The 14,814-nt window shown below is 57.1% G+C and carries 10 protein-coding genes; 2 read left to right on the top strand and 8 right to left on the bottom strand.

Annotation, left to right across the window (positions count from 1 at the left end):
* Window positions 1–56 precede the first annotated feature (56 nt).
* The 5 genes from H6F58_RS11660 to dinB all read right to left on the bottom strand — a co-directional run bounded on the left by H6F58_RS11660 (window position 57) and on the right by dinB (window position 4,707).
* Window positions 57–836: a hypothetical protein gene (locus tag H6F58_RS11660; RefSeq protein ID WP_060701986.1), complete on the bottom strand. Its 780-nt coding sequence runs from the start codon at window positions 834–836 to the stop codon at window positions 57–59.
* Window position 837: 1 nt separating this feature from the next.
* Window positions 838–1,830, bottom strand: coding sequence for a 16S rRNA (cytosine(1402)-N(4))-methyltransferase RsmH (gene rsmH / locus H6F58_RS11665; protein ID WP_060701987.1), 993 nt, complete (start codon window positions 1,828–1,830; stop codon window positions 838–840).
* A gap of 171 nt (window positions 1,831–2,001) precedes the next feature.
* Entirely contained in the window at window positions 2,002–2,415 is a 414-nt protein-coding gene (gene mraZ / locus H6F58_RS11670) for a division/cell wall cluster transcriptional repressor MraZ (RefSeq protein WP_060701988.1), read from the bottom strand.
* A gap of 559 nt (window positions 2,416–2,974) precedes the next feature.
* Window positions 2,975–3,358, bottom strand: coding sequence for a DUF3040 domain-containing protein (locus H6F58_RS11675; protein ID WP_060701989.1), 384 nt, complete (start codon window positions 3,356–3,358; stop codon window positions 2,975–2,977).
* 182 nt (window positions 3,359–3,540) lie between these two features.
* On the bottom strand, window positions 3,541–4,707 hold the full coding sequence (gene dinB / locus H6F58_RS11680) for a DNA polymerase IV (RefSeq protein WP_060701990.1): 1,167 nt from the start codon (window positions 4,705–4,707) through the stop codon (window positions 3,541–3,543).
* A gap of 162 nt (window positions 4,708–4,869) precedes the next feature.
* Between dinB and H6F58_RS11685 the strand changes: the two genes are divergently transcribed.
* Window positions 4,870–5,976, top strand: coding sequence for a polyprenyl synthetase family protein (locus tag H6F58_RS11685; protein WP_084793217.1), 1,107 nt, complete (start codon window positions 4,870–4,872; stop codon window positions 5,974–5,976).
* Between the two features lie 107 nt (window positions 5,977–6,083).
* Here H6F58_RS11685 and H6F58_RS11690 read toward each other — a convergent pair whose 3' ends face one another.
* Complete coding sequence (locus H6F58_RS11690) at window positions 6,084–6,437, bottom strand: Rv2175c family DNA-binding protein (protein WP_060701991.1); 354 nt, start codon at window positions 6,435–6,437, stop codon at window positions 6,084–6,086.
* A gap of 207 nt (window positions 6,438–6,644) precedes the next feature.
* On the opposite strand from H6F58_RS11690, the gene H6F58_RS11695 reads away from it, so the two are divergent.
* Window positions 6,645–8,339: a lytic transglycosylase domain-containing protein gene (locus tag H6F58_RS11695; protein WP_186468077.1), complete on the top strand. Its 1,695-nt coding sequence runs from the start codon at window positions 6,645–6,647 to the stop codon at window positions 8,337–8,339.
* Window positions 8,340–8,415: 76 nt separating this feature from the next.
* Here the strand turns inward: H6F58_RS11695 and H6F58_RS11700 are convergent, their stop codons facing one another.
* Complete coding sequence (locus H6F58_RS11700) at window positions 8,416–9,903, bottom strand: PAS domain-containing sensor histidine kinase (protein WP_060701993.1); 1,488 nt, start codon at window positions 9,901–9,903, stop codon at window positions 8,416–8,418.
* Between the two features lie 9 nt (window positions 9,904–9,912).
* Window positions 9,913–14,721 carry an NAD-glutamate dehydrogenase gene (locus H6F58_RS11705; RefSeq protein ID WP_060703418.1) on the bottom strand — a complete coding sequence of 1,603 codons (4,809 nt, stop codon included), beginning with the start codon at window positions 14,719–14,721 and terminating at the stop codon, window positions 9,913–9,915.
* Window positions 14,722–14,814: the final 93 nt, after the last annotated feature.

The raw sequence follows: 14,814 nt of genomic DNA on the forward strand, positions 1-14,814 counted from the left end.
CTCAGCGTGGTTTCCAGCAGTATCAGCTAGCTCAGTTCCAGCTTAGAAAGATCTCGCTAATTTGCTGGGGATTTGATGCTTGGGGCCGGGATCGTGCCGCCATTGAGTTCGGCATCCTGGAAGACCGGGCGACCATCCTCAGCGACCTCCCGATCGCGCTTTTCGGCCTTCACTTCGGCTTCCTTGGAGTCTTGTGCAGACTCGGTCTTCTTCTCTGCTTCAGTTGAGGTCTTGCCCACAGTGGTCTTTGGCGTTGAAGATTTTTTGGATTCAGCGTCCGCCTGGGTCCCCTCGCCTTCGCTGACACTGGCACCAGGCAATGGCAGGGTTCCATATTCCTGCTTATTGCCTTTGGCCTTGACGGCATCTTCGGCTTCCTGGGTTACCTTGCCTTCGGAGAGGCTGATCAGACCGGGAGCCCCTGGCGAGACCAGTCCAAGGTCCTTGGCCTTTGCCGCCAAAGCCTGCGGTGCAGCCAGTGACTGGGCTTCCTTGAGCAGGGCCTGGTTCTCTTGGGACAGTGCGCGCTCCTGGTTGCGCAGCGAAACTATGTCGTACTGTCGCTGGGCAACGGAGGTGTTGAGCAGCACCAGGGTGACAATGACGCTGAAGGCCAGCAGTACGAGGATCGCGGACATCGTAACCATGGAGCGACGGTTCGATTCCTTGATCCGAGGCACCAAGGAAAGGGTCACTCGCTGACGAGACTCGCCTTTAGGCAATTGGCTGGCAAGCACGGGCTCTGGGCGCAAGGCTCGTGCAGCGCTGCCTTCGACAACTGGCTGGTTGTTCACGGCTGCAATTTTCTGCACGCGACGCGGGGCTCGTTGGCTCATCCTAGCTCCTCTTCAACACTCGCTCCACAGCTCGCAAACGAGCTGAGGCTGCACGGGAATTTTCCGCAATTTCCTGGTCGCTTGGCTTTTCGGTGCCCTTGGTCAGGACCTTGTATTCGGCCTTATGTTCTTCCAGCTCCACCGGGAATCCTGGAGGAGCAGAAGAGGTTGCACCCTGCACAAAGTGCCTCTTGGTGATCTTGTCTTCCAGGGAGTGGTAGCTCATCACGACGACTCGGCCACCGACATTCAGAGCGCCCATCGCCGCAGGAATTGCGCGCTCCAGCACGTCGAGTTCCTCATTGACTGCGATGCGCAGGGCCTGGAAGGTCCGCTTGGCTGGATGTCCGCCATTTCTGGCGGCGGCGGCAGGAACCACATTCCGAATAATCTCGACAAGTTCCGCCGTCGTCGTAATCCGCGATTTTGCGCGTGCTTCAACGATGGCTGTTGAGATCCGTCCCGCGAATTTCTCTTCACCCCACTGGCGAATGATTCGCAGCAACTCGTCGCGCTCCAAGTCATTAACCAGATCCTCGGCGGTTGGCCCTACCGAGGTGTCCATGCGCATATCCAGCGGAGCGTCATAGGAGTAGGCGAAACCACGTTCGCGCTCATCAAGCTGGAGCGATGAAACGCCGAGGTCAAAAAGCACCCCGTCGACACCGGGAAAACCCAGGTCCTCGACGACGTCGGCAATTTCGTCATATACGGCGTGGACGAGATCAATGCGATCCTCAAATGGCTTCAGCCGGGCGCCGGCCAGCTCGTGAGCTTGCTCGTCACGGTCGAGACCGATGAGGTGGAGGTTGTCGAATCGTTTCAGAATTGCTTCCGAGTGTCCGCCCATTCCAAGGGTGCAGTCCACAACGATTGCCCTACGGCCTTCAGCATTTGCACGCTGAATACCTGGTGCGAGGAGATTGACGCAACGGTCCAGAAGTACTGGAACATGGCGTTCGGATGCTGGTCGCTGGGAATCCTGATTTGGCACTGCGCCCCCTTTCGCTGTTCGATCTGTTGTTGAGATCAGATCCCCCTCCAACCAAGTGGTGGTCCACCCTCTGGCTCCGGGGAAGTGAAGCCAGATGATTTGCCCCGCTAGGTGGCTGGAGATCTCATCCCAACATCATCTGTTGCTGGATTGAACCTTGGCCTGGCGGCCTCAGTCCTCATCAGTATCGGAGAAAACATCTTCCTGTTCGTCCAAATACTGCTGCCAAGCCTGCGTGTCCCAGATTTCAATGCGGTTGCCCGCACCAATAACTGTCACTTCACGGTCAAGGCCGCCGTAAGTGCGAAGCACTTGCGGAATCGTGACGCGTCCCTGCTTGTCCGGAACTTCATCAGAGGCCCCAGAGAGGAACACACGTGCGTAGTCGCGTGCTCGTCGTGAGGTCAAAGATGCCTGCGCTAGTTGTTCGTGCTGCTTCTCGAACTCCCGCTGGCTAAAAACGTAAATACAACGTTCCTGACCACGAGTAAGCACCAGCCCATAGGACAACTCATCACGATATTTAGCAGGAAGAATCAGTCGACCCTTCTCGTCAAGTTTCGGCGTGTACGTTCCCAGGAACATGCACACCGCCTTTCCGCGAAGTGGCCGGAACCCCCACTCTTCTCTACTTGCCTCCACTTTACTCCACAACCCCCCACTGTCAATGCGATTTTGCTGGTTTCGCGAGAGTCTGGAGTTAAAAATTGGCTAAATTTAGCGGTTTCTTGCGCCAACTCCCGGTGGAGCGAAAATGGAGATCACACTCGGATACGAGCTTCGCTTCATGGATTTTTCCTGCGGAACCTGCGGAATCTAGGCAAATCTACGGCCCGTGGTGGGAAGTGGAGGACCTTGGGGAGGAAAGTGGGGCACGGTTCGCAACGCCGCTGAAAACTGAATCTTGGAATCTCCAGAGAATCCGAATTCCCGGATTGAGGCGTGTCGCGAACCGTGACCGCCCCCGGCGAGACTCGCTGCCCCAGGGGCACTGCGAAGCCATCCCGCGCCTGCTTCAATGCCGTCGGCTGTCAGAAGCGGGTTAGGTGGCCAATGCGACTGGAGACTCTAATCAAAGACAGGCTTTAAAGCAAAAAAGAGGTGTAACCCTTGGGCTACACCTCAATGTCTAAATGTACGCGTATCAGCTGTCGGACTGATCCCGTTTGCGCTGATTCCATCGTTCTTCAAGGCTAGACATGAACTGTGAATTGCTCTTCGCAGCAGACTTCGCGCCATTACCGGCTGCGCGACCGACTTTTCCTGTGGCTGATTTGGTCAGCGCCAACAGCACGCCGCCAAACATGACAGCGAAACCAGCAACCCCGAGGATGATGATGTGCTGCGAGATACCAAAAATCAGACCGGCCAGGCCAATGATGACCAGAAGAATGCCCAGCGCAATGTTTCGCGTAGAAAGGCGCCCTACGTTTGCAGGCCCCTTCATACTAGAGGCGAAGCGACGGTCTTCATGCAACTGCTTTTCAAGCTGCTCCAACAAACGCTGCTCGTGTTCCGATAGCGGCATCGTCTTCTCCTTCCAAAGGCAAACTCGACGGTCGTTTACCGTCCTTAGGTTCAACGCCGAGTCAAGGGAAAAAGTTCCCCGATTCTTATGAGCCTTACTACTAGGATAGTCTCTTTTACGGGCAGCCTGCCAGTTGATCTTCACCACTGGTCTCATATACTCACCTGGCTCACAGAATACCTTTATTCCCTCGGTCGCAAAAAACGTGCCGGAGTCACCAACGATTGCGGGAACTTCTGTCCGATGAGGTCAGCCACCCGTTCAGCATCCCTCACCTTCTCATCCTTTGGATCAAGGCTCAGCTGCAGTCCAGCGGCAGAATCCTCAAGCCGCTCAGCGCGAATACCAATCAATCGCACGGGCTGGGTTAGCGGCAACAACTTTTTCAAGAGCAGCATGCCTGCCTCGCCCACGGTTGCCGAGGAGTCCGTCGCCGCTCCGAGCGCCCTTGAACGCGTCAGACCAGTGAAATCACGATATTTAATTTTCAGCCCGACGCCACCAGCCGACTTGCCATGATCCCTCAAGCGCTTGGCCACACGGTGACTCAGGCGCAGCAGTTCATCTTCCAGCACCCGCACTTCAGAGACATCAACAGCAAACGTGTGTTCGGCTGAGATGCTCTTTTCGTCACGGGTTACCTCCACTGGACGTTCATCAATCCCATTGGCAAGTCGATGCAAGGATCGACCATGCTCCCCCATCCGGACAATCAATCGCTCTTCGGGCTCGCGTGACAGCTGCCCGACGGTCTCGATACCCAGTGCGTGCAATTGCTGCCCGGTGCGCTTTCCTACACCCCACATTTTGGACACCGGAAGATCTTCGAGAAACTCCTCCGTGCGATCCGGTGCGATTACGGCCATGCCATCAGGCTTGGCATAAGTGGATGCAAGCTTTGCGATGAATTTGTTCTTGGCAATGCCCACGCTCGCTGGCAAACCCATGTTTTTCCGTATGTGCTCTCGAATAGTCCGGCCTATTTCCATAGGGCCGCCAAGCATGCGCATGCTTCCAGTGACATCCAAAAATGCTTCATCAACGCTGACTTGCTCAACCAAGGGCGTCAGCGTGCGGAAGTAGGCCATGATTTCCCCAGAAGCCTGAGCGTACAAGTGGTGGCTCGGTTCAATTATTGTCGCCTCTGGCATAAGCGGAATAGCCTGGCTCATTGGCATCGCAGAATGGATCCCTCTGGCACGGCAGTCGTACGAGGCTGAGAGCACAACGCTCCGCCCTTCGGGGAATCCGACGATGACTGGCTTGCCGACCAATTCGGGACGATTGCGCAGTTCCACGGAAACGAAAAAGGCGTCCATATCGACATGCAATACCGCGCGATGCACCATCTAGGCCTCCCCGTCCCTAATACAACGAACAACTCCACCATACTCGAATATATGTTCGGATTACACTCTGGTTGCATTTGAGGACCTGCGAAGCGCGATCCCAAACAATCACCGGTAGAGTTGTGTCTAACCAGTCGCACTTACCCGAAGAAATGATTTTGCATGTCGCTGCCTGATTCTTTGCCATCCGTCGAGGCCAAAGCCTTGGACTTGAGCCAAACGTACACCGTTGAAGTTGCACGGTTGCTAGAAGAATTCTTGGCCACGAAAGGTGTTGAAGTTAGCCGGATTACTTCCAGTGCAGTCGAAATCGTCAACGCCATCAGCTCGCTCACCAAGGGCGGAAAGCGTTTGCGTCCGCTCTTTGCTTTCTGGGGATACCTAGGAGCCGGCGGGAACAAAGATTCAACCGACATTGTCCGCCTCGGTGTTGCATTGGAACTGTTCCAGGCGGCCGCGCTGATACACGATGACATCATCGACAATTCGGATACGCGCCGCGGACAACCTAGCGTGCACAAGCGCTTCGAGGCGCAACATCAAAAATTGGGATTAGCGGGAAGCGCCGCGGCGTACGGCAGTGCGAGCGCCATTCTGACCGGGGACCTTTGCCTGTCGTTGAGTGAAGAAGCATTCTCCGAAATCGACCATCTTCCTAAAGAGGCTCGCGTCATCTTCAACCAGATGCGAACTCAAGTAATGGCCGGTCAATATCTGGACGTTCTCGAGGAATCAGCCGGCCCAGCCTATGATCCTCGTGAAGCGGTGAAGCGCGCGCGCACCATCGTAAGGTTCAAGTCAGCGAAGTACTCCACGGAAAATCCGCTTTTGCTAGGAGGCGCATTAGCCGGAGCTGACGCCGAGCTCATGAACAGCTATTCAGCCTTCGCTTTGCCCCTCGGTGAAGCCTTCCAGCTTCGCGACGATGTCCTAGGGGTATTTGGCGACGCAGACGTTACCGGCAAGCCAACCGGTGGAGACCTATTGGAAGGTAAGCGAACAGAGCTCATCGCCCATGCCCTGCTGCTTTCAACCTTGGAAGAGCGCAGCTTCATTCAGTCGCGCCTCGGTGCTGCAGATATGTCCGTACAGGAAGTAGAACAGCTCAGCAGCATACTCCGCGATAGCGGCGCTCTCGAAGCAACAGAGGACAGCATCAGCGAACTAACGGAACAATCGCGTCAAGCACTCGAAAAATTGCCAATCGACTCGCAGGCTCGTGCCGGGCTCCAACAACTAAGCGACGCCGTCACCAAGCGCACAAAATAGATGCAATAATCACCGGCATATAACAACGGGTCTCACCCCCCCGATCACTCGGGGCCAGGTTGAGACCCGTTCGTTGTTTTTCAAGCAAAACTCCGCAAAGAAAAGAGCTACCAGGCCAGCGCCTGCGCCCTCCTTCTAATTTCAGTTTTACGTCCGGAACGCAGGGCATTCATCGGCGTACCCGGCAGCGAGTCATCGTCCGTGAACAGCCACGAAATTGACTCTTCGTCAGAATAACCAGCGTCCAATAGAACCGAAAGAGTTCCCTTCAGGCTCTCTACCACCGAGCCATCTTGGAGAAAATCAGCTGGGATGGAACGGATGTTCCGTTCACCGATTCGCACCGAGATAATTGCACGCTCGTCCAGCAAGCGGTGCACGCGGCGAATGTCTACATCTAATTCTTCTGCCACATCTGGCAGGGTCAGCCACTGGCCGACTAATTCTACGATTTCCTTCACCCATCAAGGTTCCCACAAATTCGGAAACTCCGCAGAAACTTTGGGAAAACTCGCCTCAGCAGTTTCCATGCGCCACATGAGTAGTGTAAATTTCCTTGTATCACTTTGATAACAATTGCATCACAGACAACATTAGGAACGTAAGCCTCTGGTGTTACCTGTGACGCAATGCCCGTTATTTTCACCGTATATATGAGGATCGACTCCATGCCCCACGAATCCAAACATGTCTCGAAGCATGCGTTAGGCGTAGTAGCAGGCGCGGCCATCCCAGCCGCGGTCATTGGTAGCCTCGCGTTGGCACCTGCCGCGCAGGCAGCCCCCGTATCCCTCCCCAAGACCTCAGGCAGCCTGGCTAAGGCGGTCACCCCAGAATCAATCAAGGTCGCCGAAGACCAGATCAAAGCTCATTTGATCGCGTCGCGGGTCTCAACCCTCGGTTTGCCCGCCAAGCGCGATGTCAAGGAAATCAAGATTCCTGCTGGCGCTACTTTGTCGAGCATCGCTGTCGAGTACCACACTTCTGTCTCCGAGCTGAAGAAGCTCAACGGGCTCAAGAGCGACGTGATCATTGCGGGCAAGACCCTCAAGATCTCCGGCAATTCGTCGAGCTCCAAGTCGACCAAGGGCGGCTCCTCAGGAACGACGACCTATACGGTGAAGAACGGCGATACGCTCAGTGCAATTGCCAGCAAGCACAATATGAGCTTGTCTTCGCTGCTGAGCAAGAACGACATCTCGGCAAGCAAGGTCATCTACCCTGGCAATAAGCTCAAGGTCAACGGCTCCAGCTCAGATACCAAGTCGCCAAGCTCACATACCAAGAGCAAGGGCTCCTCGTCGGGGTCCGCGACTTACACAGTCAAGTCAGGCGACACGCTAGGTAGCATCGCGGTCAAGCACAATATGAGCCTGTCCTCCTTGCTGAGCAAGAACAACATCTCGGCAAGCAAGGTCATTTACCCTGGTGACAAGCTCAAGATCAACGGGTCAGCTTCGAAGAACGAGTCCAATGCTTCTGACAAGAAGTCCTCATCGAACACTTCCAGCTACACCGTCAAGTCAGGCGATACGCTCAGTGGGATTGCGGCCAAGCACCAAATGGGCCTCTCGGAGTTGCTCAAGATCAACAACATCTCCTCGAGCAAGCGCATTTATCCTGGAGACAAGATCAAGGTGTCGGGCGGATCTTCGACGTCGAAGCCGCAGGCCCCAAGCAAGCCCAAGGCTACGACCTCGACTTATACCGTCAAGTCAGGCGATACGCTCGGTGGCATTGCAGTAAAGCACGGCATGTCCTTGAAGTCCCTGTTGGATCTGAACCCTGAATTCAGCGCTAGCACGCCTTTGAAGATTGGTGCCAAGCTCAAGGTTTCAGGTTCCTCGGTAGCTCCGACTGGTGAGACCAAGAAGGACAAAATCGGTAACACCTTCGAAGGCCGCACCTACGCTGATCATGTTGTTCGCGATGCCAACGCGAACAAGGATTACCTGGACTCGATTAATGTCCCAAGCCGCTCCGAAATGCAGGCGCTTATCCGCTCCACGGCGCGGAGCATGGGTGTAGACCCTGCTTTGGCCATGGCACACGCGTACCAGGAATCCGGATTCAACATGCGTGCAGTATCACCTGCCAACGCTGTGGGCGTCATGCAGGTACTTCCTAGCACAAGCGACTGGATTGCTTCCCGAATCGGCCAGGACCTCAACGTCTTGAACCCTCGGGACAATGTCACCGCTGGTGTCGCTGTTATTGCCTACAACTTGGACAACACCGATGACTTGGATACCGCCATTGCGGCGTACTACCAGGGTCTCGCTGGCGTCAACAAGAACGGCATGTACGAAGATACCAAGCGATATGTTGCCAGCATCAAGGCACACATGAAGAACTTCCGCTAAGACAACGCGATGATGGCGGGGCCAGCACCTAGGTGCTGGCCCCGCCATCATTCTTTTTAAGTCCGCTGTGAAAAAGTCAGGAGTTTCGGCGTTCAAGGTCCAATGGCATATCGATGACAACCCTGGTGCCACCGCTCTCCCCCGCGTCCCAACGAATTTCACCAGAGAGCTCGCTCGTGACGAGCGTACGGACAATCTGCAGGCCCAGCCCTTCGCGGCGAGGCTCCGCAGGCAAGCCGTGCCCATCATCTTCGATGACCACTCGCAACCAATCAGTCCGATCCGCACCGAGATAGCGTTCGGCCAGCAACGATACCTCACCGTCACGTTGCGCCAGCCCATGCTCAACGGCGTTGGTCACCAGCTCATTAATAACCAGCGACAATGGCGTAGCCAAATCGGCATCGAGCATGCCGAATTCGCCTTCGCGTCGTGTTGACACCCGCTGTTCAGGCGAAGCGATTTCCACGATGAGCCGGAACTGGCGATCCATCAGGTCGTCAAACTTCACTGTCTCGTTCAATCCCTTGGACAGGAAATCGTGGACCGAGGCGATGGTCGAGACGCGGCGCATCGCCTGTTCAAGGCCCTGCTTGCCATCTTCAGACTTCATACGGCGCGACTGCATGCGCAGCAATGCCGCGACAGTCTGCAAGTTGTTCTTGACCCGATGGTGGATCTCTCGAATCGTGGCATCCTTGGTGACGAGTTCTTTTTCTCGCCGACGAAGTTCGGTCACATCGCGGCAGAGCACCAAGGCACCCCAGCGTTTGGATTTGTTGCGCAAGGGGATCGCTCGCAGCGACAAGGTCACACCGCGGTGTTCCACTTCGGTACGCCACGGCATTTTGCCCTGAAGCACCAGGGGAAGCGTCTCATCAACCACACGCCGGTCGCTAACCAGGGCCATGGTGAGGTCCGCCAAGGGCTGGCCTTGGAGCACATCGGCTGCTCCAAGCCGGCGGAATCCTGAAACCGCGTTGGGACTGGCGAATTCGACGGCACCATCGACGTTCAAGCGGATGAATCCATCCCCCACACGTGGAGCTCCTCGACGGGAACCTGTTGGGCTGGAGAACTCTGGCCATAGACCCTGAGTTCCCATTTGCAGCAGATCATCCGCGCTCTGCCGGTAGACCAATTCCAAGTTGGACGGGGTGCGAGACTGATTTGGGTCGAAATGCGAGGTGATCACGGCAACTGGGCGGTTTTTACGGACCAGCGGGATCGCCTGGACGGTGGTGAGGCCCATGATGATGTCGTTGCCCGCTTGCTCGGCGGAACGCTGGACCTGCAAGCTTTCCCACGCCCGGTCAACCATGATGCGCAGATCCTTGCGGATTCGCTCTCCCACGAAATCGCTATGGAACGCCGTATGGGACGTGGAAGGGCGAACATGGGCCAAGGCGATATATGAACCATCTCCAGTGGGGAACCACAGCACGAGGTCTGAGAACGCAAGGTCCGAGACCAACTGCCAGTCCCCCACCAGGAGATGGAGCCAGTCCTCATCACCGGGTGCTAGCGCGGCACGTTGACGTAATTCTTCGGTGATGAGGGCCATTGGCGGTGTTTACCTTCTTACGATGGAACGCAACAGGCGAAGTGCCACGGACAGTGAAGCCATGTCGTCGCGTTCGAGGCTGTTTACTTCCTCGAACATAGTCTTCGCACGATCAAGGTTAGCCGCGTTTGCCTCTTCCCACGCAGCAACACGCTCTGCAGGATCCGCAATGTCGCCATGAGCATCCAAGATGTTACCGGTCAGGTCCATGATGGTGGTGTACAGGTCATCGCGCATCGCCGCGCGAGCCAGTGCCTGCCAGCGGTCCGAACGCGGCAACATGGTGATCCGGTTCAAGAGGCTGTCCACGCCGAACAGATCGTAGAGCACGAAGTACGTCTCGGCGACCTGGACCGGGGCAACCGAAGCACGGTGCACATACTCTGCAATATCGAGCAAGGCATAGGACTCGAACTGAGTAGCCCACATGCTGGCACGCAACTCCGGAATGCCGAAGCCCAGGGCTTCGTCGCGCCATTCGTTAAAGCGAACCAGGTCGTTGCCCCGAAGGATCGATGGCAATGCCTTGCGCAGCTCGGTCACGGTGTTCTGGAACCGCGTTACGGCCTCGGTGACCAGCAGGGTCTCATCAACACGGTTAATGAACCAGCGCGTGGCCCGATCCAGCAGTCGGCGCATGTCATGGTGCTGGCGTCCCCAGTGCTTCAGGCTCGTTCCGGCTGGCTGGGCGTTGATTGCATCGAACTGTCGATCGAAGCCGTACACCTCACGCAACGCGCAGAAGACCTTGGCAATCTGGACCTCGCTGGCGCCGGTCTCTTCCATTGCGCGGAAGACATAGGTAATGCCTCCGACGTTCACAATGTCGTTGGCGATCACCGTAGCGATGATTTCCTTGCGCAGCGGGTGGCTCTCCAACTGATCGCCAAAGCGTTCCACGAGCTTCTCAGGGAAGTAGCGGCGCAGGGTTTCAGCAAAGTACGGATCGTCGGCCAAATCTGATTCTGTCAGGGCATTGGCCAATTGGATCTTGGAGTAGGCAGCCAGCACCGACAGTTCCGGCGTTGTCATCGATCCACCTGAGGAGCGGCGTTCCTCCAGCGCTGCGGTGCTTGGCAGGAATTCGAGCTCGCGGTTCAGATCCGCTGCGCTTTCCAGCCATTGCATCAGACGCTCGTAGGCAGGAGCCCACGTCAACGCGGCATGCTTTTCATTGAGCAAGAGTATGTTTTGCTCAAAGTTGGTTTTCAGAACCAGGTCTCCCACATTGTCGGTCATCGACAGCAGGAAATCAGTGCGCTCATCGGCGGTGAGATTGCCGGCGGCAATCTGGCGGTCCACGAAGATCTTGATGTTGACCTCGCGGTCCGAGGTGTCCACACCGGCCGAGTTGTCGATGGCGTCGGTGTTCAACAGGACGCCACGGCGCGCAGCTTCGATACGGCCCAGCTGGGTCATGCCGAGGTTACCGCCCTCGCCAACCACCTTGGCGCGCAGATCCTGCCCGTCGATGCGAATCGCATCGTTCGCACGGTCGCCTACCTGGCCATGGGTTTCGCTGGAGGCCTTGACGTACGTCCCGATGCCGCCGTTGTACAGGAGGTCAACCGGAGCCGACAAGATTGCCTTCAGCAATTCATTGGGGCTCATCTTGACGGTGTTCTCCGCCAAGCCCAGCACGGCACGGATCTCGGCGCTGATGGGAATCGACTTCAAGCTGCGTGAGTACACGCCGCCGCCGGCCGAGATCAGGTCCTTGTTGTAGTCTGCCCAGCTGGAGCGGGGCAGGTCATAGAGGCGTTGGCGCTCGTCAAACGCGACTTGGGCATCAGGATTCGGATCCAGGAAGATATCACGGTGATCGAAGGCAGCCACGAGCTTGACCGTTGGAGTACGACGCAAGCCGTTGCCAAACACGTCGCCAGACATGTCGCCGACACCTACCGCGGTGAACTCATCGCGCTGGGTGTCGATACCCAACTGGAAGAAGTGGCGCTTCACGGACTCCCAAGCACCGCGGGCTGTAATGCCCATGCCCTTGTGGTCGTAGCCCACGGAGCCTCCGGAGGCAAAGGCATCGCCCAGCCAATGGCCCTTTTCCGCAGAGAGCGAGTTAGCGATGTCGGAGAAGCTAGCGGTGCCCTTATCGGCGGCAACAACTAGGTACGAATCATCACCGTCACGGCGGACGATGTTTTCAGGGGGAACAATGTGCTCCCCGGTTCCGTCCGTGACCATGTTGTCCGTGAGCTGCAAGAGCGTGCGGATGAAGACCTTGTAGGCTCCCTTGCCTTCTTCCATCCAGGCAGCGCGATCTTGTGCCGGGTTCGGAAGCTGCTTGGCGTAGAAGCCGCCCTTGGCACCAGTCGGAACAATCACGGAGTTCTTGACCATCTGGGCTTTCACCAGGCCCAGGACTTCGGTGCGGAAATCTTCTCGACGGTCCGACCAGCGCAGCCCGCCTCGGGCCACGGCGCCGAAACGGAAGTGGGTTCCCTCAACACGCGGCGAATAGACCCAAAGCTCGTGCTTGGGGCGAGGGAACGGCGCGAAGTCGATCTCCTCAGGCGCAAGCTTGAAGGCCAAAGCCTGGTGGCCGGTGAAGTAATTGGTGCGCTTTGTGGCTTCGATGACCTTCACGAAACGACGAAGCAGCGTATCTGCGTCCAGAGTTGGAACAGCTTCCAAGGCCTCGGTGATCTTCGTTTTTGCCTGTTCACGGCCAGCCTCAGATGCTTCCGCGCTGAGCGCAGGATCGAAGGTCGCTTGGAACAGCTCGACGATGCTGTGCGTGACCGAGGCGTTGCCGACCAGGGTGTTGGCGATGAAGCCGGTCGAGTTCGGCACCCCGAGCTGCAACAGGTAGTGGGCGTAGGCACGAAGCATGGCTACTTGCTGCCAGGAAAGGCCTTCACGCAGCACCAAGGCGTTGAGGCTATCGGATTCCGCCTCATTTCGTACTACGGCGCAGTAGGCTTCAGCCAGCTTGCCTTCGATGCGGCTGAATTCGATCTCCGGGTCGAATTTCAGGCCCATGTCATAGATGTAGCGCTGTCCGACGCCCTCCGGGTTCAGCTGGTAGGGACGCTCGTCGACGACCTGAAGACCGAGATCCTGCAAGACCGGCAAAATACGTGACAGCAGCAGCGGCTGAGTCACGAAGATCTTCATGCGCTTGGACACTGGCGAATCTGCGTCAACCGGGGTTGGGTCGTAGAAGGATACGATCGGGCCGCTGTCAGCAGAGTCGTTCAGGCTGGAGAGCAGGTTGATGTCTTTGAGCGCGTCTTCGATCTCGAACTGAACTTTGTACGAGGCCGGGAAAGCTTCGGACCACGCGTTCGAAAGGGTATTGGCGTCGCCTAGCTCCAGGCTTGCCCGCGCGGTATCGACGATGGCGTCGGACCACGAGCGAACTGCCTTGGCAATGCGCTCTTCCAGCGCGGCGTGATCCACTGCAGGAAGCTGGCCATCGCGCTGCAGGCGCAGGCGGTAGAACAAGCGCACCAGTGCGCCGGCACCGAGCTGAGCTTCATACTCAATGGATTCCGCGACGAAGCTGTCCTTGAGTTCCTTTTCAACGCGCAGTCGCACGTCCGTCGAGAAACGATCTCGCGGCAAGAACACCATTGCCGTCACGAAGCGGCCGTAGTCGTCGGTGCGCAGGAACACGGAGGTTCGCCGGCGTTCCTGCAGGCGCAGGATGCCCAAGGCAGCCTGGGTCAGATCGTCGACGGAAATCTGGAACATCTCATCACGAGGATAGGTTTCCAGAATCGTCGTGATGTCTTTGCCCGAGTGGGAGTTCGCGGCAAATCCGGTGCTTTTCAACACGGCTTGGACCTTTTCGCGGACCACGGGTACGGTCTTGACGCTCGAGGTGTAGACGCTTGACGAGAACAGGCCGATGAAACGACGCTCGCCGTTTACCTCGCCGTTAGCGTCAAAGCTCTTGACGCCGACGTAGTCCAAGTACACGCCACGGTGCACCGTTGAGCGGGCGTTGGCCTTGGTGATGATCAGTGCGCTCTTGTCGCGAGCGGTAATGCGACCGCGCTTGGTCAGGTGCTGTGGCCCCTGCGTTTCCAATTCGCGCATGAGTCCCAGGCCGCTGCCGGCGCGTGCTACCAGGACATCTTCGCCATTGACGGATTCAAGGTCATATTCTCGGTAGCCAAGGAAGGTGAATTGTCCGTCCGCCATCCAGTCCAGCAATTCCGCAGCTTGGGGAAGCTCGGCAATCTGCTCTGCATGCGCGGTCTGCGGCAAGGTACGTGCGATGTCCTTGGCGCGGTCGAGCATTGACGGCCAGTCCTTGACGGCAATGCGCACATCGCCCAGGACACTGTACAGGCGATCTACGAATTCCTCCGCCTGTTCGTCGCTCAGCTCGCGTGCAAGCTCAACAGAAATCCACGATTCAACGTGAGTTTCGGTTCCTGCAGAAATGAGCGTGCTCAGATCCGACAGGGCCGCGGTGTCGCCGCTTGCCACGTGCTGCAGACCGGCGTGGCTGATCTTCACGATCTCGCCCGTCTCGGCTTTGCGGGAAACCACGAACGTTGGGTGCACTACCAGCTGGATCGGTGAATTAAGCCGCACCAATGCCGCGGTGACCGAGTCAACCAAGAACGGCATGTCATCGGTGACAATGTGCACCACCGAGATTCCGTTGTTTCGCGTAATCGCGACGTTGGGGCTTTCCGCTTCGCGTTCGTAGCCGATTTCTAGGTGTGCAGCCACGCGGGACTCGAGTTCGTCTGGCCGGTAGGCCGCCACGTCCTCGGTCGCAATTTGGCTATAGTACTCGCTCACCAATTTTGGGGTGAGAGTCGCATCCATGAATGATTCTGACATGCTGGATTCCGACGAGTTCAACTGAACGCCTCCAAGAACAAAGTTCGATGGACCCGCGCCGTTGCGGGTCACTAGTCTAGTCAACCCTACCCG

Origin of the sequence: Glutamicibacter sp. FBE19, assembly GCF_015524875.1 — a bacterium.
Lineage (GTDB): Bacteria > Actinomycetota > Actinomycetes > Actinomycetales > Micrococcaceae > Glutamicibacter > Glutamicibacter halophytocola.

Excerpts from the sequence above, each read along its gene's own strand:
- H6F58_RS11685 (WP_084793217.1), top strand. The coding sequence starts at position 4,870 with ATGTCGCTGCCTGATTCTTTGCCATCCGTCGAGGCCAAAGCCTTGGAC.
- H6F58_RS11660 (WP_060701986.1), bottom strand. The coding sequence starts at position 836 with ATGAGCCAACGAGCCCCGCGTCGCGTGCAGAAAATTGCAGCCGTGAAC.
- dinB (WP_060701990.1), bottom strand. The coding sequence starts at position 4,707 with ATGGTGCATCGCGCGGTATTGCATGTCGATATGGACGCCTTTTTCGTT.
- H6F58_RS11675 (WP_060701989.1), bottom strand. The coding sequence starts at position 3,358 with ATGCCGCTATCGGAACACGAGCAGCGTTTGTTGGAGCAGCTTGAAAAG.
- H6F58_RS11695 (WP_186468077.1), top strand. The coding sequence starts at position 6,645 with ATGCCCCACGAATCCAAACATGTCTCGAAGCATGCGTTAGGCGTAGTA.
- H6F58_RS11700 (WP_060701993.1), bottom strand. The coding sequence starts at position 9,903 with ATGGCCCTCATCACCGAAGAATTACGTCAACGTGCCGCGCTAGCACCC.
- mraZ (WP_060701988.1), bottom strand. The coding sequence starts at position 2,415 with ATGTTCCTGGGAACGTACACGCCGAAACTTGACGAGAAGGGTCGACTG.
- H6F58_RS11705 (WP_060703418.1), bottom strand. The coding sequence starts at position 14,721 with ATGTCAGAATCATTCATGGATGCGACTCTCACCCCAAAATTGGTGAGC.